Below are 18999 nucleotides of genomic sequence, written 5' to 3'. Positions count from 1 at the left end.
GATGCACTTGCGGCACTGCACCAAAACTGCACGCGCACCAACAGCGTGGATCATTGATGCGTTGTGTCAACTGACCGCGCCGATGCCGTTCATGAAGATGAATGCATCATCCTGAACGTGCGGCGCCGCACTTCTGTGCGCGAAATTGTTGCTCGCGTCATTTCCTGGGCGTAGGCTTACCGCGGCTGGGACGCTTCTTGCAATGCTCGGAGGTTCGACCATGCGGCAGGCGAAGAAGACTTCTAAAGGGAAGAAGCGCGTAACCAAAGTCGCCGTGCCGGCGTTCGGAGCCGCAGGGTTGACGTTCTCGCTGGCGGGAGGCGCATCAGCGTCCGCCGTACCGACACCCGACATACAACAATTGCCCCACCTTGGAGCCGGTCAGGCAATCACGCTCGATGAAGAGGAAATGGCTGACGTCAGCCTGGCCACCTTCCATCTCTTCGACAAGGAGAACGCCGGCAGCCGTGTGCAGCTGGCATGGCGCGGATGCGGCGGTTGTCGCGGCTGCAGAGGCTGTCGGGGTTGCCGTGGTTGCCGATGTGGCGTCGGTTGCCGATGTGCGGGTTGTGCCGTCGGCTGTGGCGTTGGCGTGGTGGGATGCGCCGTATCATGTGCGGGCTGCTGCGCATCGTGGGGCCGCTGCCGCTGGTGCTAGGCCTCGGCGCGCTCCGAATGTCACATTCACGGGTTGATAGGTCATTGGCCGGCCTCACGAAAGGGTCCGGCCAATTGCTTGATTTCGCGACAACCGGCGTGACGGCAACAGGATCAGCGTGCTGACGCAATGACTGCAACTCGCAAGACCCGCGCCGCGCGGCAAACCCGCAAAGACATCCTCCGATTTGCACCGAACTTCACCGCTTACGTCCTGCCTCCCGATGCGGTTTGCCTCTATTCCGAGGACCGCAAGTTCTTCCTGCACGGCGAGCTCTACTGTGCCCTGGCTACCGCGATCGGAAAGCATGGCAAGACGTGGCCGGAAATCATCAGCCAGCTTTCGAAGCACTTTCCGGCCAACAAGATCGAGGAAGCGATCAAGCGGCTGCTCGATCGCCGTTACGTCGTTGCGCGGCCCGCGAAAGCATTCGACGGCGCCGTCGGCGGTTTCCTGGCGAGCCTCGGCATGCCTTTGGAGATCGCGGAACAAAATCTTCGCAATTGCCCCGTCCAGATCGAGACGATCGACGTCAAAGGCGCCAAGGAGCTGACCGCGGCGTTGAGCAAGCTCGGTGTTCAAATCGCCAAGCGAGCGCCGAAGCTCACGATCACGCTGGCGAACGACTATCTCGACCGGGGACTTGCTGAACTGAACCAGGAACGTGTGGCCGGCAAGACGCCCTGGCTGCTGGTACAGCCATCCGGCCCGTTTCCGCTGGTCGGACCCGTGTTCAAACCGGGCGAGAGCGCCTGCTGGACCTGCCTGTTCGATCGCATGATCCGCAACCGGGAGATCAAGGGGTTTCTCGACAGGGGCCCGGCGCATGCGGTTGCCATATCGCCGCTCGTCAGAGAAAGTGTCGGCCAGACCGGAATCCATTTTGCGGCCGTCGAAATCGCCAAGGCGATTGCATCGGATTTTCGCACCGATTTGTGCGATCACATCGCAAGTTTCGACCTGACCGGCGCCGCGATCGCCAAGCACTACGTGACGCGACGTCCACAATGTCCGACCTGCGGCAGCAGGAAGCTGAACAACCCGCGCCGATCTCCCGCCCTGGTCGAGATTGCCGAGGGCAAGAGGCTCGTCATGACCAGCGGTGGGTATCGCACCGTGACGTCGCGGTCGACGGTGTCGCGCTTCCGCAAGCATGTGAGCCCGCTGACGGGGGTAGTGACCAGGCTCGAACGAATCGACGTCGATCTGCCGATGAACACCAACTATTTCGCCCAGCATAATTTCTCCGCGCCGGCCCACAGCATCGACCAGCTCAGGTCCGGATTGAGCGGCGGCAGTTTTGGCAAGGGGTCGACCGCCGAGCAGGGTGAAGCCAGCGCGCTGATGGAATCGATCGAACGCTATTCGGGCATTTTCCAGGGCGACGAGATCAGGACGACGCGTCGATTTGCCGACTTCGCGCCTGGCGACGCGATTCTTCCCAACGATGTCCAGCTCTTCAGCGAAACGCAGTTCAAGAACAGATTTCTCCAGCAGCCGGACGATCCCCATCCGGTTCCAGAGCCGTTCGATCCTGCGACGAGGACCGAGTGGTCGCCCGTCTCATCGTTGCGCGACAAGCGCTTCAAATATCTGCCGACGGGCCTGCTGTATTTCTTTTATGGCGGCTTTCATACGGATTCCAACGGATGCGCGGCCGGCAACACCCGCGACGAAGCGATTGTCCAGGGCTTCCTCGAACTGATCGAACGCGATGCCTACGCGATCTGGTGGTACAACCGGGTGCAGCGCGCCGAGGTCGACCTCGAGCAGTTCGACGATTTCTATGTCCGGGATCTCCGGTCTCAATTTGCGGAAGCCGGGCGCAAGCTGTGGGTGCTCGATGTTACGACCGACCTTGGCATTCCCACTTACGTGGCAATCATGCACTGGATGGAGAATGGACACGAGCATATCGAGTTCGGTTCCGGCGCGCATTTCGACCGCCGCATAGCCCTGCTGCGCTCCCTCACCGAGCTGACCCAATTCATGTCCGTCAGCATGATGGGCAGTGCGAGCGGCGAGAAGCCGACCCTCGACGGTGTGACACCGCTGCGCCTGGAAAACTACCCGTTCCTGATCCCCAGCAATCGCCCGATCGTCCCCCCAGCGCCGAGCCTCAAGCTTCACGACAATACGCGTGACCAGGCCATCGCCTGTGTCGAGATCGCCGCCCGTGCGGGCTACGATTTCCTCGTCCTCGACCAGACACGTCCCGACGTCGAGGTTCCGGTCGTCAGAGTGCTCGTTCCCGGCTTGCGTCATTTTTATCGCCGTTTCGCGCCGGGCCGCCTTTACGATGTGCCGGTGAAGCTCGGATTGTTGGAGCGGCCGCGACTGGAAAGCGATCTGACCTCATTCCTTCCACACACCTGAAGGCCTCCTCGTCGTGCGCGCTCCCCGGAAGAAGCCGACCAGGAAGGTCGCGCCAGACATTGCTGCCCGATTGGGCCATCGCTTCTCCCTCCAGATGCAGGGGGACGGAAACATCGCAGCCTCTGTGGGCGACTATTCCGTCAACCTCGGACAATTCAGCGAGGCTGCGATGGACCATGCGCGACATCTGAGCACCGGTCTTCCGCTCGCTTCGTTTGCAGGCAAGAGCAAACTCGCCAGGGAAATCGACGCCCTGGTGCATCGCCTGGCCCGGCACGGGCTGCTGGAATACCGCCTCTCCTCCTCGCGCGACGGGCCGGACCTCGTGGTCATCGAGCCTCAAGTCCCCGACTACTGGCCGCGACGCGCGAAGCTGAGCAGCCGTGATACCGTCGTGTTGTCGCGCTTTGCCTATCTGCGCCGGCGCGGCAACGAGTTGGTGCTGGAATCGCCACGCGCCGGCGCGCTGTTCCGGATTGGCGATCCCGCCATCGCCGCTACCCTTGCTGCGCTGTCGCAGCCTCAGAAGATCGGCAAGCTCGGCCCGAAGGCGCTCTCCTTCAACCTCCTTCTGCTCGAGCTGCTGGTGGAAAGCCAGATCCTGCTCAAGCTCGATGCGAAAGGCGGCGACGGCTTGCGCGTGAATGAAGGCGACGGCAATCTCGTTCTCTGGGATTTCCATGATCTGGTATTTCACACGCGGAGCACGGAGGGCCGGCAAGCCAATCCGGTCGGTGCCGCTTTCAGCTACGCGAGTGTCGTTCCGCCGCCGCCGGCGGTGCGTCCGCGCTGGCCCGGCAACAAGATCGCTTTGCGTAAATTCCCCTCCCTGGAGCCGAACTCTCTCCTCCCGAAGCTGTTGCGCGAACGCCATTCAACGCGGGATTTCGACGACAAGCATCCGATCACGCTCGACGAACTCGCGCAGTTTCTCGACACCACCGCGCGCGTTGTGTCCGAATGGAAGAGCGGACCGCATTTTGACGGCGGTCCCGAAGTCACATACAGCACGAGGCCCTATCCGTCGGCGGGCAGCGCATACGAGCTGGAATTGTATTTGGCAGTCTCGAACTGCGAAGGGCTCGCGCGCGGTTTCTACCACTATGACGCAGGGCAACACGCGCTGGTCGCGATCAGCGCCTCCGCCCAGCAACTCCAGGCTCTCTCGGTGGCGGCTCAGTTCGCCATGGACGCGCCTGGGCAACCGCAAATCCTGATCACCATCGCGGCGCGCTTTGGGCGGGTCTCCTGGAAATACAGCTCAATTGCATATTCGTTGATCCTGAAGGACGTCGGCAGCCTGCTTCAGACGTTCTATCTGGCAGCGACCGATATGGGCCTTGGTGGCTGCGCCATCGGAACGACCGACATCGATCTGTTCGCGAAAATGACGGGGCTGGAATTGCATATTGAGGGCCCGGTCGGTCAATTCGCGCTCGGGCGCGGCAAGAAGCCGGAGTTCCAAGGTTAGACGTCCAAGGATCGAAGCGGCGGCAAAATCGGCGCACGGCTCAAGCCGGTCGCGCTATTGCAGCGTCGGATCGAGCCGGTCGCGCAGCCAATCGCCGATCACCGAGACCGCCAGCGTCGTCACCACGATGGTCGTCGCCGGCGCCAGCATGATCCAGGGCGTGCGGGTCAGGTACTCGCGGCCATACCCGACCATGTTGCCGAGGCTGGTCATCGGCGGCTGCACGCCGAGGCCGAGGAAGGACAGGCCGGATTCCATCAGGATCACCTCGGGAAACACCAGCGTGGTCGAGACGATCAGCGTGGAGGCGATGTTGGGCAGGATGTGGCGGAGATAGATCCGCGACGGCGTGGCGCCGAGTTGGCGGACCGCAGCGGCATAACCTTGCGCGTTGGCGGAGATGGCAAGGCCACGGGCAATGCGGGCATAGCGCTCCCAGCCGAACAGGCCCATCAGGCCGATCAGCAGCGGCAGCGAGTTGCCGAAGAAGGCGAGCACCGCGAGCGCCATGATCAGGAATGGCATGCTGGCCTGGAAGTCGGTCAGCATCAGCACGAGTTGCTCGACAGCCCCGCGGAAATGCGCGGCGAGGAAGCCGAGCGTGGTGCCGACGACGGCCGAGATCGCGGTGGCGCCAAAGGCGATCAGCAGCGAGATGCGGATGGAGACGAGAAGGCGCGACAGCACGTCGCGGCCAAGCTCGTCGGTACCCAGCCAATGCGCGACATTGCCGGGCGCGGCCAGCCGGTTGCGCAGGTCGAGCTGGGTGAAGCCGTAGGGGGCGATCTTCTCGGCGAAGGCCGCGATCACCAGCATCGCGACGATCCAGGTGATCGCGAGCGCAACCGAGACCGGAATAGCCGGCAGGCTGAAGCGGCGGCGAATGGCGGTGTCCTTCAGCGTGGCGTCGGTCATGCGTGCCCTCGCTTCATGCGTGAGCCCCTTTGGCGCGCAGCCGCGGATCGAGGAAGCCGTAGAGGAAGTCGACGATCAGGTTGGACGTCACCATGGTCATCGCCACCAGCAGCAGGATGCATTGCACGACGGCAAGGTCGCGGTTGGCGACGGCGACGACGAGGAGGCGCCCTACTCCCGGCCAGGCGAACACGCTCTCGACCACGACCGCGCCCGCGATCAGCGTGCCCACCATGAAGCCCAGGATGGTCACGGTCGGGATCGCCGCGTTCGGCAACGCATGCGAGGTCACCACCTTGCGCCACGGCACGCCCTTGGCCGAGGCGGTGCGGATGTAGGGCTGGCCCAGTACCTCCAGCATCGCGCTACGGGTGAACCGCGCCAGCACCGCAGCGCCGCCGAGGCTGAGCGTCACGATGGGCAGGATGGCATGACGCCAGCTGTCCTGCCCACCCGAGGGCAGCCAGCCGAGCTGCACGGCGAAGACGAGGACCAGCAGCAAGGCCAGCACGAAGCTCGGCACCGTGAAGCCCGCGACCGCCGTCATCATCACGGCGCGATCAATGCCCGAGCCCCGATGCAGCGCGGCGTAGATCCCGGCGGGAACGCCGAGCGCGACCTTGAAGAAGAAGGCCGGCAAGGTCAGCGCCAGCGTGGCCGGGATGCGTTCCAGCACCAGCTGGATCGCGGGCCGCCCATCGCGCATGGAGCGGCCGAGCTCGCCCTGCGCGATCGCGCGGAAGTAATCGAGATATTGGAGCCAGATGGGATCATCGAGCCCCCAGGCCTTGCGGAAGGCTGCGATTACTTCGGGCGGCGCCTCGGGTCCCAGGATCATCAGAGCTGGATCGCCGGAGAGGCGCAGCACCACGAAGGCAAAGGTCACGACCAGCACGATGGTCAGCGCCGCGCGTCCGATGCGAATGGCGACATAGCGTCCCATCACGCCGCATCCCGCCTTTCAACCCGCGGCCCGGTGACGAGATGGCAGGCGACCTGCCTGTCGCCGCCGACGGCCGAGAGTACCGGCACCTCGCTCGCACAGCGCGCGATCGCGCGCGGGCAGCGCGGATGGAACGCGCAGCCTTGCGGACGCGCCGCCGGGTTCGGCGGATCGCCCGCCAGCACGATGCGGCCGGCGCTGCGGCGGCCCGGCGCGGGCGAGGCCGAGACCAGCGCCTGCGTGTAGGGATGCTCGGGGCGCGCAAAGAGATCATCGGCGCTGCCGATTTCGACGATGCGGCCGAGATACATCACGGCGACGACATTGCTGATCTGCCTGACGACGCGCAGATCGTGGCTGATGAACAGCAGCGTCAGCGATAGCTGGACCTGAAGATCGCACAGCAGGTTCACCACCTGTGCCTGGATCGAGACGTCGAGCGCGCTGACCGGCTCGTCGCAGACCAGGAAATCCGGCTTCGTCGCCAGCGCCCGCGCCAGCACGATGCGCTGACGCTGCCCGCCCGAGAGCGCGCCGGGATAGCGTGCGCCATGCGCCGGCGTCAGCTCGACCGCGCGCAGCAATTCGCGGACGCGGTCTTCGCGCTCGGCAGAAGACCCGAGACCATGAATGTCGAGCGGCTCGCGGATCTGCGTCGCAACCGGCAGGCGCCGGTCCAGCGCGCCCAGCGGATCCTGGAAGATCATTTGCATGCGCGCACGTTGTGCACGCCATGCAGCGGTCCCCGGTGTGGCCATCGGCTTGCCGTCGAACCGCACCTCGCCGCGGTCGGGCGGCTCGAGGCCGAGCACGATGCGGCCGGTGGTGGACTTGCCCGAACCGGACTCGCCGACGAGGCCCAGGGTTTCGCCCTTGGCGATCGCCAGCGACACGCCGTCGACCGCATGGACGGCGGTACTGCGACCGAACATTCCGGAGCGCATGGCGTAGCTGCGCGAGATCCCGGACACTTCGACGAGCGGCGGGCTCATTCGGCGGCGATTCCGAGCAGCGCCCGCCGCGAGGCTTCGGCGCGGATGCAGGCAACGGTCCGGTCGTTCGCAATCGGCGCCAGGCTGGGCGCGCCAAGGCCGCAGGCCTCTTCCGCCAACGCGCAGCGCGGCGCGAAGGCACAGCCGCCGGGCATGTGCGCGGGATCGGGCACAGTGCCGGGGATGGCGGTGAGGCGGCGGCGCGGCCCGTCGAGCGGCGGCAGCGCGCCGATCAGGCCCTGCGCGTAAGGGTGCACGGGATCGGCGAAGAGCTGGTTGCTGGGCGCCTGTTCGACGATCCGGCCGGCATACATCACGGCGACGCGGTCGCAGTTCTCGGCGACGACGCCGAGGTCGTGGCTGATCAGCACCATCGCCATGCTCATCTCGCGGCGGATGGTCGAGAGCAGCTCAAGAATCTGCGCCTGGATGGTGGCATCGAGCGCCGTGGTCGGCTCGTCCGCGATCAGGACATCGGGATTTCCGGCGAGTGCCATCGCGATCATGATGCGCTGGACCTGGCCGCCCGAAAACTCGTGCGGATAGGCGGACAGCCGGCGCGCCGCATCGGGAATGCCGACGAGGTCGAGCAGGCGCTTGGCTTCGGCCTTCACCGCCTCGCCCTGGAGATCGCGATGCAGCGCCAGCGCTTCGCAGAGTTGTTTGCGGATTGTCAGCACCGGGTTGAGCGCGCTTGCCGGGTCCTGGAAGATCATGGCAACCCGCCCGCCCCTGACGCGATCAAGCTCAGTTGCCGGCGCGCCCAGGAGCTCGCGTCCGTCGAGCCGCACCGAGCCCGATACCCGGGCATGCCGGGGCAACAGGCCAAGCGCAGCAAGCCAGGTCACCGACTTGCCGGAGCCGGACTCGCCGACGAGGCCGAGGGCCTCGCCCTTGCCGAGAGCGATGTCGACACCGCGCAGGACCGGCACGCCGTTGAACGCGACGCTGAGGCCCTGGATGCTGACCAGCGGCGACACCGTCAGACCTCGAAATTGCCGGCGCGGAAATCCATCGCGAAGGCGGGCGCCGCCTTCCACTTGATCGATTTCGGCTTGGCCGTGAAGGTCGCGTTCTGGTGCAGCACCGTGTAGGCGGGATCCTCGCGTTCGGCGATCTCGAGCATGCGGCGGAACGCCTTCTTGCGTGCGGCCCGGTCGGTCGAAGTCTCCAGGAACTCCGAGAGCGTGTTCAGCTCGGCATTGGTCCATTCGCCGATCTGCTGCTGCTGGCCGTTCGGCCCATGCTGGGCGACCAGCGAGGACACCGGATCGTTGAAGGCGGCCGAATTCGACCAGTCGCGCACCGCGCGGCTCGGCGCACGCTCCATGATCTGCGACCAGTTCTCCTTGGTCTCGATCTGCACGTTGAGGCCGACCGACTTCCACATCTCGACCAGAACCTGCGCGGTCGCGACCTGGTTGGTGTAGTAGTTGTTGAGCAGGCGATAGGGAATCGGATCGCCCTTGTAATTGGCCTGCTTCAAGAGATCCTGCGCGAGCTTGGGATCGTAGGCGGGCACGCTCCAGTCGGCGTTGAACATGTCGCCGTAGAACTCCCACTGCAAGCCCTTCGGCACGCGGGTGCGGCCGGCCCACAGGCTGTCGACGATGGCCTGGCGGTCGATCGCGTGGGTAAAGGCGCGCCTGACCAGAGGATTGGCGAGCACGGCGTGGTTCTTGTCGAACACGGTGAGGCGGTGATTGAGGATGGTGCCGCCCTGCACTTCGAACGCGGTGTTCTTCTCGATGCCGGCGATCTGGTCCGGCGGGATGTCGCAGGCGAACTGGTATTCGCCCGACAAGAGGCCGTTGATGCGGCTCGCGACCTCGGGGACTTCGAGGAAACGGATGCGCTTGAGCGGCGGACGGCCGCCCCAATATTCGTCGTGGGCCTCTAAGGTCAGCGACACGTCGGGCTTGAGCTCGACGACCTTGTACGGACCTGTCGTGATCGGCTTGCGGGCCCAGTCGAGATAGCTCGCGGACTCTTCCCAGGCGCGGCGGTTTGCGATGTCGGAGCCGTAGCGCGACAGCCGGCCCTCGATGGTGACGTCGGGCGTCGCGTTGTAGAAGCGCACCGTATACTTGTCGACGGCGTCGACGCGCACAAGGTCCGGCCAGATGCGGCGGGCAACGGCGGGAACGTCAGGCGGCAGCTCCTTGCCCGGGCGCGGCGTCGGGATCTTCTCGAAGGCCTGGATGGTGCTGCGGCTCTTGGCCTCGGTCTCGCCGAACATGCGCTGGCGGCTGAAGGTGAAGACCACGTCTTCCGACGTCAGCTCGTCACCATTGTGGAACTTGACGCCCTGACGCAGCTTCACCTCGACGGTCTGGTCGTCGATGCGGCGCCACTCGGTGGCAAGACCGGGCACGGCTTCGAGACTGCCACGCCAGTTCTTGGAGATCAGGCCTTCCCAGATCGAGGAGAAGAACACGCGCTCGCCGACATTGGACTGCTCGCGCAGCACGTCGAGCACGTTCGAATTGGTCACCTTCTGGACGGCGATGGTCACCGACGGACGGTTGTCGGCCTGCGCGATCGCAAAGCGCGGCAGCAGCAGCGTGCCTGCGGCCGCGCCGCCGGTCTTCAGGATGGTGCGACGGGTGAGTTTGGTCATGGCAATAGCCCCTGCCCTCTGTGATGTCGGTTATTCGGCGAGACCGCGCGCGGCGAGATGCGCTGCGCCCTTGCGGACGTCGTCGTGGTTGCGGAGTTCCAGGATCAGCCGCGGGTTCGAGGTCAGCCGTCCCAGCGCGCGGAAGACGGCGACCCACGGGATGTTGCCTTCGCCCGGCGCCCAGTGCCGGTCGGCGAAGCCGTCGGTGTCCTGGAGGTGGACATGCGTCAGCATGTCGCCGGCGGTCTCGACGTAATAGTCGACCGGCGGCGCGCCGGTGGAGATGTGGGCGTAGTTGGCATGACCGGTGTCGAGCGAGACGCGAACCTTGCTGCTTTCGAGCGCCTTGGCGAGCCGCACGCGGTCACGCGGATCCTTGTCCTCGATGTTCTCGACCACGATCTCGCAGCCGATCGTCTCGGCGCGCGCGATCACGTCGGCGAGCGTCGCCTTGACGCGTTCGACGATGTTGGTGCGGTTCTCGGGATAGAGGTCGAGATTATTGTGGTCCCAGGTCGTGAACGGCGAATGGATCACCATCTGCGTCGCGCCCAGGAATTCGGCGGCTTCCAGCCCCTGCAGCAGGCGCTTGGTCACGGCCTGGCGGATCATCGGGTCGTGACTGTCGATCTTGAAACCCCAGAATGGCCCGTGAATGCCGAGGCGGCCGGTATGGCCCGCGAGCATCTGCTTGATTTCGCCGGCGGCGCTGCGCCAGTCGCCATCGAGCAAATCGGCGCGGAAGAAATCCTGAATCTCGAGATCGCGCTGCCGCTCCAGCAGCCAGTCACGATGCGCGGGGATCGACTTGATGGACAATGCGGCGCCCAACACCGGCTTCGACATGGCTTGCTCCTTCGTCTGCGATGACGGGAGCAGCGCTAGACCAGTTCAGTGACAGGCCCGTGAAATCGATGTTCCGCAGCAGCGGGCAGATGTGGACATCCCGAACAGCGGCAGCATCGATCTTGTGCAGCGGCGCCGCCGTCGATGCAGCCGCGTGCAGTTTGCCGCAGAAGCAAGCTCAATCGTGTCCGTAGTGATCCGGAATGGAATCCTATCCCGATCTCGCGTACATCGCGCGACATCGATCGGCGGCCACTTCCAAGGGCATCACCCTCTGATCGCGCACCAAGGGGTTGGGGGACCAACTGGGGCGGGGGATCGAAGGCTGGGGCAAGGTGACGAGGTCCGGACTCCTAGGCACTCCGGACCTCGCGCTTTCCATCAGCGCGGGCACGCCAGATATTCCCAGATCCACATGTGCTTGCCGCGAAGCAGTTCGCGCCGAGCGTCAGCTCACATCGCGTCCTGCAGCGTCAGCCGCGCCGTGAAGGTCACGCTGGTCTTGCCGACCAGCGCCATGCCCTCGATGTCGCCGCCGCCCGCGAAATAATCGCCGGAAAAGCCGCAGGTGACTTCCCTGCCTCCGAAGGCGAGCGTTCTGCCGACCGCCTCGGTGTGCTGATTGACGATCATGTCGCCACGCCATTTGCCGTTCCGGAAGGTGTAGCTGCCGGTGTAGTAGAAGTAGCTGTCGCCGCCCATGATGCGGCCGTCGCAGAGCACGACGACGCCCCTCGCCTGGCCCCGCTTGCCGTCACGCATTTTGATGTCGAAGATGTAGAGGCCGTTGACGACGCTGGCCCCTTCACCCGCTTCTTCGCCTGCCCCGGCCGACATCAGATCGTCTCCCCTGTAACTCTCCGTCCTCGCCAATCAATGCGGTACGTTGCGCTCCAAATCCTCGAGCCAGGCCGCCGCGCTCGAATCCGACGGCGCACGCCAGTCACCCCGCGGCGACAGGGAGCCGCCGGCCGACACCTTCGGGCCGTTCGGCATGGCCGAGCGCTTGAACTGGCTGAAGGCGAAGAAGCGGCGCAGGAACACCTCCAGCCAGCGCCGGATCTCGGCAAGGTCATAAGCCCTTCGCTTGTCGGTCGGGAATGCCGGCGGCCACTCGCCCCCGGCGACGTCCTTCCACGCCTGGAGCGCCATGAAGGCGATCTTGGACGGCCGCATGCCGAAACGCAGCGTGTAGAACAGGTTGAAGTCCTGCAGCTCGTAGGGACCGACGGACGCTTCCGTGCTCTGCGGCTTCTCGCCGGGCTGCACCGGAACCAGTTCCGGCGAAATTTCGGCCGACAGGATCGAGGCGAGCGTCCGGTTCACGTCGCCGCTGAACTGCTTCGAGGCGATCACCCAGCGGATCAGATGCTGGATCAGCGTCTTCGGCACGCCGGCGTTGACGTTGTAATGCGCCATCTGGTCGCCGACGCCATAGGTGCACCAGCCGAGCGCGAGCTCGGAGAGGTCGCCGGTTCCGATGACGATGCCGCCGTGATGGTTGGCGAGGCGGAACAGATAGTCCGTGCGCAGGCCCGCCTGCACGTTCTCGAAGGTGACGTCATAGACCTTCTCGCCCTTACCGAAGGGATGGCCGATGTCCTTCAGCATCTGCGTCGCGGTGGTGCGGATGTCGAGCTCCTGCCAGGTCGTCTGCAACGCCTTCATCAGCGCCAGCGCGTTGGTCTTGCTTTCGCTGCCGGTGGCAAAGCCCGGCATGGTGTAGGCCAGGATGTTCTCTCGCGGCAGTCCGAGCAGATCGACGGCCTTGGCAGCGACGATGAGCGCATGCGTGGAATCGAGGCCGCCGGAGACGCCGATGACGACGCGCTTGGTGCCGGTCGCGCGCATGCGCTGCACGAGGCCCGCGACCTGGATGTTGTAGGCCTCGTAGCAATCCTGCTCCAAGAGGCTCTCGTCGCTCGGCACGAACGGAAAGCGCTCGACCTTGCGCAGGAAACCGATGTCGCCGGAAGGCGGCTTCAGCGTGAACGTCACCTTGCGGAAGAACGCCTCGCGCTGGCGGCGGTTGTCGTCGAACGTGCCCATCAGGGCGCGCTCCTGCCTGAGCAGGTCGAGGTCGACGTCGGCCGTGGTGACTTGGCCGCCCTGGCGGAACCGCTCGCCCTCGGCCAGCAGCACGCCGTTCTCGTAGATCGACGTCTGGCCATCCCAGGCCAGATCCGTTGTCGACTCCCCGGCACCGGCCGCGGAATAGACGTAGGCCGCAAGGCAGCGCGCCGAGGTCGACTGGCACAACAGCGCGCGCGAGCGGGCCCGGCCGATGGTGATCGGGCTGCCCGAGAGATTGACCAGCACGCTGGCACCGGCCAGCGCCAGCTCGGAGGCCGGCGTCACCGGGATCCACATGTCCTCGCAGATCTCGACGCCGAGGATCAGGCCCGGAACGTCCTCTGCGGCGAACAGCAGATCGACGCCGAACGGAGCATGCAGACCACCAAAGGCAATGCTCTCGCCGGCGATCCCCGCGCCGGAGGCGAAATGGCGGCCCTCGTAGAACTCGCGATAGGTCGGCAGGTAGCTTTTCGGCACGACGCCAAGGACGTTGCCGCGGTGGATGACGACGGCGCAATTGTAGATGCGGTGGCCAAAGCGCAGCGGCGCTCCCACGATCAGCACGGTCATCAGCGCCGCGGAGGCCTCGACGATCATGACGAGTCCGCGCTCGACCGCATCGAGCAGCGGATCCTGCTTCACGAGGTCCTCGATCGCGTAGCCGGACAGGCACAGTTCGGGAAACACGGCGACCGCAACCGACTGCTCGTGGCAGGCATTCGCCGCCGCCAGGACGGCCTTCGCATTGGCCGAGGGATCAGCCACATGGGAGGTGGTCACGCAGGCCGCCACGCGCGCAAATCCGTGGGCGTAGATCGAGTGGAAAGTCATCCAGTACCCTTAATTTCTTCGCGGCCGGCCGCAGCCGTCAGCTCTGCCTCTTATGTAACCTATGGACCCCGCCCCGTGCAGGTCATCCGCCGTCATGCATAACGGATTTGCGCTCCGGCCGGGCCAATCCCGGCGATCTCAAGCGCTACGGGCCAGCACACCGGACAGGTCGCCGCGCAGCCATTGCGCGATCCGGGGCCAGGCATGCGCATGGGTCCGCGCGCCCATGAACAGGCCGAGATGGTTGCTCGGCTCGGACGCCGCCGCAATGAAGGCCGGCGGCGTGCCGACGAGCGCGGCGGTGGCAAGAGCCTGCGTCGCCGGCACCACGTCGTCGTCCAGTCCTGCGAGCAGAAAGACCGGCGCCTTGACGTCCTTCAGGTCAACCCGGCGCCCGAGCGCGACGAAGTCGCCGCCGGCAATCCGGTTCTCACGGAAGATCCGGTTGACGATCTCGAGATAATAGGTGCCCGGCAGATCGAGCGTCTCCACGTTCCACCGGTCGAAGCGTGCCAGCAGCGCCGCGCCCTCCTCGTCCGCGAGCTCCCTTTGCAGAGCGGCCGCGATATCCTCGCGGCTTGGCGTCCGCGACCAGAAACGCAGCATCTCCTCGCCGCTGACATTGCCGCCGCCGCGCGCGACGAGCTGGTCGTAGACCAGCTCCGGCGCGTTGCGGGCGAGCCGGGACAGCGAAGACTCGATCGACAGATCGACCGGCGCGCCGACCAGGACCAGCCGCCGCACCTTGGCCGGAAACCGCGCCGCGTAGAGCAGCGACAGCCAGCCGCCCTGGCACAGGCCGACGAGGTCGACCGGCGCACCGATCTCGTCGATGGCGACGTTGAGATCCCCAAGGTAGCTGTCGATCGAGAGGTAGCGCATGTCCGGTGTCGCCGACCGCCAGTCGGTGAGATAGACCCGATCGACGCCGCCATTTTGCAGCGACTGCACTACGCTGTGGCCCGGCGCGAAGTCGGCAATCAGGGCCCGATGCAGCGCATAGGGTGCGCAGACCAGCGCCGGCTGGCCGGACCGGTCCTTCACGCAGGCACGCAGGCGCATGGTTGCGAGCTCGAGCGCAACTGTGCCGGGCGTGGTCCAGGGCAGGCTGCTGTCGGCCGGCGGGTCGGCCGGTCCGCGCTCCATCCACCAGAAACAGGCATCCAGAGCGAGGCGCGCCGCCGCAAACGGCCAGAGCAGCTGGTCGCCCTGGACGTGATCCGGTCCGCCCGGTTGTTTGCCCGTCTTGTCCACCAAATCCATCTCGCGCGCCTCACAAGAACGCCTCGAAGCTGATGACGGAAATGCCGTGTTCGCCGAAGCTCCGATGGGCCGCCGCCATGGAGCCGTCGAGGTCGATGCCGCGGCAGGCGTCCTCGATCACGACGACCTCGAACCCCGCCTTGCGGGCATCCTCAGCCGAGAAGCGGACACAGAAGTCGAGCGCCAGTCCTGCGACGAAAACGGTTCTGAGCTCGCGCTCGCGCAGATAGCCGAGCAGGCCCGTCGGCGTCTTGTGGTCATTCTCGAACAGCGCCGAATAGGAATCGATGCCGCGGCGGAATCCCTTGCGCACCACGAGGTTCGCCCTCGAGGCGTCCAGCGCGCGGTGGAATTCAGCGCCGTCCGTGCCCTGCACGCAATGCGTCGGCCACAGCACCTGGGTGCCATAATCGAGCTCGATGGTCTGGAACGGCTGCCTGCCGGCATGATTTTGCGCGAAGGAGACGTGATCGCCCGGGTGCCAGTCCTGGGTCAGCACCACATTGGCGAATTTTTGGGCGATGCGATTGATGGCGGGCACGACTTTCTCGCCGCCAGGCACGGCCAGCGCCCCGCCGGTGCAGAAGTCGTTCTGCACGTCGATCACCAGCAGCACGTCGCGGTCGGCAATCTTCATCGCAAGGCTCCATTCCGTCCGCCGGACGTCGAAGTGCCCGGCGCTCCCTCAATGTCGATCTTCCGGCCCGGCTTCGCAACCACCGACAGCGTGTGGCGATGTCGCGCCGAGCCAATGCGCGTCATGAGTATGCAACGGTTTGGCATCCTCCGTGTTGACTAGGCACAATCAGGCGAGGATTCTCGAACCGTTCGCAAGTTGCGGACCGGATCAGCAACCGCGACAAGGGTTCCCGCAGGCCGGAAAGGCCGCGGCAGCCGCAGGGCATCGGAATCAGCAGGACATGGGTATCGGCAAGACAGGCCAAATTCTTCTCGCCGATATCGGCGGCACCAATGCGCGCTTCGCGCTGGGCCAGGGCGACCAGATCGGGGCCATCGACTATGTGAAGGTCGCCGACTTCCCGACGGTTCGGGAAGCCATCGCCGATGTGTTGGCGCGCCGGACCGGTGGCGAGGCGCCCCCGCGCGCCGTGCTGGCCGTGGCGGGCCCGGTCACCAACAATCGCTGCGTCATGACCAACAGTCCCTGGGTCATCGACGGCTACGAACTGCAGCCGGCGCTCGGCTTCGACAGCGTCCACGTGCTCAATGATTTCGAGGTGGTGGCCTGGTCCCTGCCCGCCTTGCAGCCGGCGGACCTCATTCCGCTCGGCGGACAGGACGGCCTGTCCGGAGAACCGCTGCTGGTGGTCGGCCCCGGAACCGGCTTTGGCGTCTCCTGCCTGGTCGAGCGCCACGGGGCGCGGCTCGCCGTCGTCACCGAGGCGGGGCACGCGACGCTTCCGGCTGAGAACGAGCGCGAGGAGCGCGTCATCGCAGCCTTGCGACAGCGCCTCGGCCATGTCTCGATCGAGCGCGGCGCCCTCTCCGGCTCCGGCTTGCAAAGCCTCTACGAAGCTCTGGCAGAGGTCGACGGCGCCCAGGTGCCGCATCGCGATGCCGCCGCCATCACCAAGGCGGCGCTGGACGGCAGCTGCGTGCACAGCCGCGCGACGCTGGAGATGTTTTGCGCCATCCTCGGCTCGGTCGCCGGCAATCTCGCGGTGACCTTCGGCGCCCGTGGCGGCGTCTATATCGCCGGCGGGATCGTGCCGCGTTTCCCGGAATTCCTCGCGGCCTCGGCCTTCCGCGCGCGCTTCGAAGCCAAGGGACGCTTCCAGGATTACCTGCGCAACATTCCGACCCGGCTGGTCACCAAGCCCGATGCGAGCTTCCTCGGCCTGAAGACGTTTGCCGACCACAATCCGGATTGAGCACGACCGAGGCTGTCCGGTCCGTTAACTATTCACAGCTGATTGCAGTGCACACGCGGTTCCACGCGCGATCCTGCTTGCCCCTTTGTTTCCGATGGGAAACAATTCGCGCCTGTGTGTGGCGTTAGTTGCGGGGGCGTGACATGCGTAAGCAGGACGTAGGATTCGACTATCACCGCTATCATCGCCTGCTGACCGAGGCGGACGACGAGGACAAGCGGCGCGCGCTGATCGAGCTCTTGATCGAGGAAAAGGCGCGAGACCGGCTGGCCGCCCAGCGCGCCTCGGATCGCGCCGCCATGACCGCGCATACCATCGCCACCGTGCTGAAGAACGGCCGCAGCTGAGCCTGCAATGCCGTAGCGTGTGAGTCGCTGTCGGCACGCGCGACAATGCGTACCGATTGCGATTCCGTTAAGGATCCCTCGCAAGCTCGCGTCAAACTTTTTGCTCTAAGAGTTCCCTCACCTGATGCAATTCAGGATCAACACAGGGGGGAATGAACATGAGCATGCTTTCGCTTGCCGCAATGCCGGTCGCCGCCGAAACGCGTTTTGCCAATTCTTCGTTCAAGACCATCTTGCTGTTCTGCTGCGCGGGCCTTCTCGCCTCGCTCGGCCTGATGGCGCGCGGCATCGATCTCAGCGCCGGCCTGATGTGAGCCGGGACAAATTCCTTTCGCGACATGGCCGCCCCTCGGGCGGCCATTTTCGTTGGCGCGGTGCCTTCCGCCGTCGTCCGGCGCCTCGGCTCAGTGCGGCGCTTTTGCAGTGGCTTCCGGAAACATCGAATCGATCATCGCTTTGAGCCGGTCGATCGAAATCGGCTTGCGCAGGATGGGCCTGCGGCGGAGCAAGGAGGGCAGCAATTCCGGCCCGTAGCCGGTGGCAAACAGGAACGGCTTGCCGCGGCGCTCGATCAGGTCGGCGACCGGATCGACGTAGAGGCCCATGAGATTGATGTCGAGGATGGCGAAATCATATTGCGCGGTCATCGCAAAGGCGCTCGCGTCCCGGACATTGTCCGCTTCCGCGACGACGTGGTGGCCGAGCTCTTCCACCATGTCGGCCATCATCATCCGGATCAACGCCTCGTCTTCGACCAGGAAAACGGAGAGTCCGTCCGCCATATCACCCCCGCAGTCAGCCTTGCGAAGCTAACCATACCCGAATCGCGGAGAGGATTCACGAATTCGTGGCGAGCGCCGTTAATTCAGGCGCCCGCAATCCGATTCAACTTGATCAATCCAGTCCGCGCTCGTGGCTGAGGCGCACCATCTCCTGGATGAAGACCTGCTTCTGCTTGTCGTCGAGGCTCGAATAGAGCGGCTCGGCAGCGTCGGCGACGTTGCGTTGGTCGGAGGCGCGGTCGATCAGGAATTGCGCCTCGTTGCGCATCTGCTCGATGATGTCGTCGGGCGGATCGCGCTTGGCGCGGGCAACCCGCAGGTTGAGCCGCTCTGCACCATTATGCCCGAGGTAGTGCATTGCGCTCGAGAAGCCGTACCAGTGCTTCTCCTGGTCGGGCGTGAGATTCAGCTCGGTCTTGATCCGCTCGATATAGGAATCGCTGTTGGCGACGATCTGCTCGGCGGTCTGCTGCGGCGCGCCAGGCTGGGTCAGGACGGTGACGTCCTTGTCCTTGGTGTCCTTGGCATCCTGCGGGGCGTTCTTGGCTTCCTTGCTCGCCTTGCTGCCCTTGCCAGCCTTGGCATTCTCCTTGGCGCTCTTTGTGTCCTTGGCGTCCTTGTCCTTGCCGGCGCCCTGCTGCTTGGCGTCCTTCGAATCCTTGCTGGCGTCCTTGTTGGCAGCGGGCGGCGGACTGGCATTGTTGTTGTTGCCGACACCGAGCACGCCGGTGAACACGCCGACCACGCCGCCGATCGCGCCGCCAAGCACGCCACCGACGGGGCCGGCCGCCTTGTTCCCGGCCGCCGCGCCCTCCTGTACGCCTTTGACCAATCCTTGAGCATTGGCAACTGCGGCCGCGCCGAGCAGCACTGTGAGCACGCTCCCCAACGCCAGCCATCGTCGCAGGTGAAGCCGCGCTGGCGGCGCCGGGTCGATCATTCTCGTCTCCATCGTCGAACGGATTGGCCTCTGTCGGGGTGGGAGCT

General features: G+C 65.3%; 19 protein-coding genes. 5 read left to right on the top strand and 14 right to left on the bottom strand.

The annotated features are described in order from the left end of the window. Window positions 1-66 precede the first annotated feature (66 nt). Together A7X65_RS41535 and A7X65_RS43095 are read right to left on the bottom strand one after the other, a co-directional pair. The gene (locus A7X65_RS41535) at window positions 67-354 is read right to left on the bottom strand and encodes a hypothetical protein (RefSeq protein ID WP_156527674.1); all 288 of its coding nucleotides are present in this window, start codon (window positions 352-354) and stop codon (window positions 67-69) included. 358 nt (window positions 355-712) lie between these two features. After that, entirely contained in the window at window positions 713-1150 is a 438-nt protein-coding gene (locus A7X65_RS43095; RefSeq protein WP_245323321.1) for a hypothetical protein, read from the bottom strand. Between A7X65_RS43095 and A7X65_RS06665 the strand changes: the two genes are divergently transcribed. Both A7X65_RS06665 and A7X65_RS06660 read left to right on the top strand, forming a co-directional pair. After that, window positions 1127-3034 (top strand): TOMM precursor leader peptide-binding protein, encoded by a 1908-nt coding sequence (locus tag A7X65_RS06665; RefSeq protein WP_245323314.1) that lies wholly within the window; start codon window positions 1127-1129, stop codon window positions 3032-3034. The two genes, A7X65_RS43095 and A7X65_RS06665, sit on opposite strands and share 24 nt — an antisense overlap. A gap of 94 nt (window positions 3035-3128) precedes the next feature. Beyond that, window positions 3129-4505, top strand: a complete 1377-nt coding sequence (locus A7X65_RS06660) for a SagB/ThcOx family dehydrogenase (RefSeq protein ID WP_063684832.1) — start codon at window positions 3129-3131, stop codon at window positions 4503-4505. A gap of 54 nt (window positions 4506-4559) precedes the next feature. Here A7X65_RS06660 and A7X65_RS06655 read toward each other — a convergent pair whose 3' ends face one another. From A7X65_RS06655 to pncA, 10 genes are all read right to left on the bottom strand, one after another. After that, window positions 4560-5420: an ABC transporter permease gene (locus A7X65_RS06655; RefSeq protein ID WP_063683479.1), complete on the bottom strand. Its 861-nt coding sequence runs from the start codon at window positions 5418-5420 to the stop codon at window positions 4560-4562. 13 nt (window positions 5421-5433) lie between these two features. Beyond that, window positions 5434-6363 carry an ABC transporter permease gene (locus A7X65_RS06650; RefSeq protein ID WP_063683478.1) on the bottom strand — a complete coding sequence of 310 codons (930 nt, stop codon included), beginning with the start codon at window positions 6361-6363 and terminating at the stop codon, window positions 5434-5436. Next, the gene (locus A7X65_RS06645; protein WP_063683477.1) at window positions 6363-7355 is read right to left on the bottom strand and encodes an ABC transporter ATP-binding protein; all 993 of its coding nucleotides are present in this window, start codon (window positions 7353-7355) and stop codon (window positions 6363-6365) included. The genes A7X65_RS06650 and A7X65_RS06645 overlap by 1 nt, the downstream gene beginning before the upstream one ends. Continuing rightward, window positions 7352-8335 (bottom strand): ABC transporter ATP-binding protein, encoded by a 984-nt coding sequence (locus A7X65_RS06640; RefSeq protein WP_063683476.1) that lies wholly within the window; start codon window positions 8333-8335, stop codon window positions 7352-7354. Before A7X65_RS06640 ends, A7X65_RS06645 begins: the two co-directional genes overlap by 4 nt. A gap of 2 nt (window positions 8336-8337) precedes the next feature. After that, window positions 8338-9975, bottom strand: coding sequence for an ABC transporter substrate-binding protein (locus tag A7X65_RS06635; RefSeq protein ID WP_063683475.1), 1638 nt, complete (start codon window positions 9973-9975; stop codon window positions 8338-8340). A gap of 30 nt (window positions 9976-10005) precedes the next feature. Beyond that, a complete protein-coding gene (locus tag A7X65_RS06630) occupies window positions 10006-10821 on the bottom strand; it encodes a sugar phosphate isomerase/epimerase family protein (protein ID WP_063683474.1) in 816 nt (271 codons plus the stop codon). Between the two features lie 453 nt (window positions 10822-11274). Continuing rightward, on the bottom strand, window positions 11275-11658 hold the full coding sequence (locus A7X65_RS06625; RefSeq protein WP_063683473.1) for a GrlR family regulatory protein: 384 nt from the start codon (window positions 11656-11658) through the stop codon (window positions 11275-11277). 36 nt (window positions 11659-11694) lie between these two features. Next, window positions 11695-13728, bottom strand: a complete 2034-nt coding sequence (locus A7X65_RS06620) for an NAD(+) synthase (RefSeq protein ID WP_063683472.1) — start codon at window positions 13726-13728, stop codon at window positions 11695-11697. Between the two features lie 138 nt (window positions 13729-13866). Next, entirely contained in the window at window positions 13867-14985 is a 1119-nt protein-coding gene (locus tag A7X65_RS06615) for an alpha/beta fold hydrolase (protein ID WP_063684831.1), read from the bottom strand. A 16-nt stretch (window positions 14986-15001) separates the two neighbouring features. Continuing rightward, window positions 15002-15628: a bifunctional nicotinamidase/pyrazinamidase gene (pncA, locus tag A7X65_RS06610; RefSeq protein WP_063683471.1), complete on the bottom strand. Its 627-nt coding sequence runs from the start codon at window positions 15626-15628 to the stop codon at window positions 15002-15004. A 283-nt stretch (window positions 15629-15911) separates the two neighbouring features. Between pncA and glk the strand changes: the two genes are divergently transcribed. The 3 genes from glk (at window position 15912) to A7X65_RS42515 (ending at window position 17544) form a co-directional block, all read left to right on the top strand. Next, window positions 15912-16883: a glucokinase gene (glk, locus tag A7X65_RS06605; protein ID WP_063683470.1), complete on the top strand. Its 972-nt coding sequence runs from the start codon at window positions 15912-15914 to the stop codon at window positions 16881-16883. Window positions 16884-17026: 143 nt separating this feature from the next. Then, a complete protein-coding gene (locus A7X65_RS06600; RefSeq protein WP_063683469.1) occupies window positions 17027-17230 on the top strand; it encodes a hypothetical protein in 204 nt (67 codons plus the stop codon). Between the two features lie 158 nt (window positions 17231-17388). Further along, entirely contained in the window at window positions 17389-17544 is a 156-nt protein-coding gene (locus A7X65_RS42515; protein ID WP_167358211.1) for a hypothetical protein, read from the top strand. 90 nt (window positions 17545-17634) lie between these two features. Here the strand turns inward: A7X65_RS42515 and A7X65_RS06595 are convergent, their stop codons facing one another. Together A7X65_RS06595 and A7X65_RS06590 are read right to left on the bottom strand one after the other, a co-directional pair. Next, window positions 17635-18012 (bottom strand): response regulator, encoded by a 378-nt coding sequence (locus A7X65_RS06595; RefSeq protein ID WP_063683468.1) that lies wholly within the window; start codon window positions 18010-18012, stop codon window positions 17635-17637. Window positions 18013-18124: 112 nt separating this feature from the next. Continuing rightward, the gene (locus tag A7X65_RS06590; protein WP_063683467.1) at window positions 18125-18952 is read right to left on the bottom strand and encodes a Spy/CpxP family protein refolding chaperone; all 828 of its coding nucleotides are present in this window, start codon (window positions 18950-18952) and stop codon (window positions 18125-18127) included. Between the last annotated feature and the right edge of the window lie 47 nt (window positions 18953-18999).

The sequence above is a fragment of the Bradyrhizobium stylosanthis genome (genome assembly GCF_001641335.1).
In the GTDB taxonomy this organism is placed as follows: domain Bacteria; phylum Pseudomonadota; class Alphaproteobacteria; order Rhizobiales; family Xanthobacteraceae; genus Bradyrhizobium; species Bradyrhizobium stylosanthis.
Note: the sequence above shows the minus strand (reverse complement) of the source record. Positions and strands in the feature narration are given on the sequence as shown.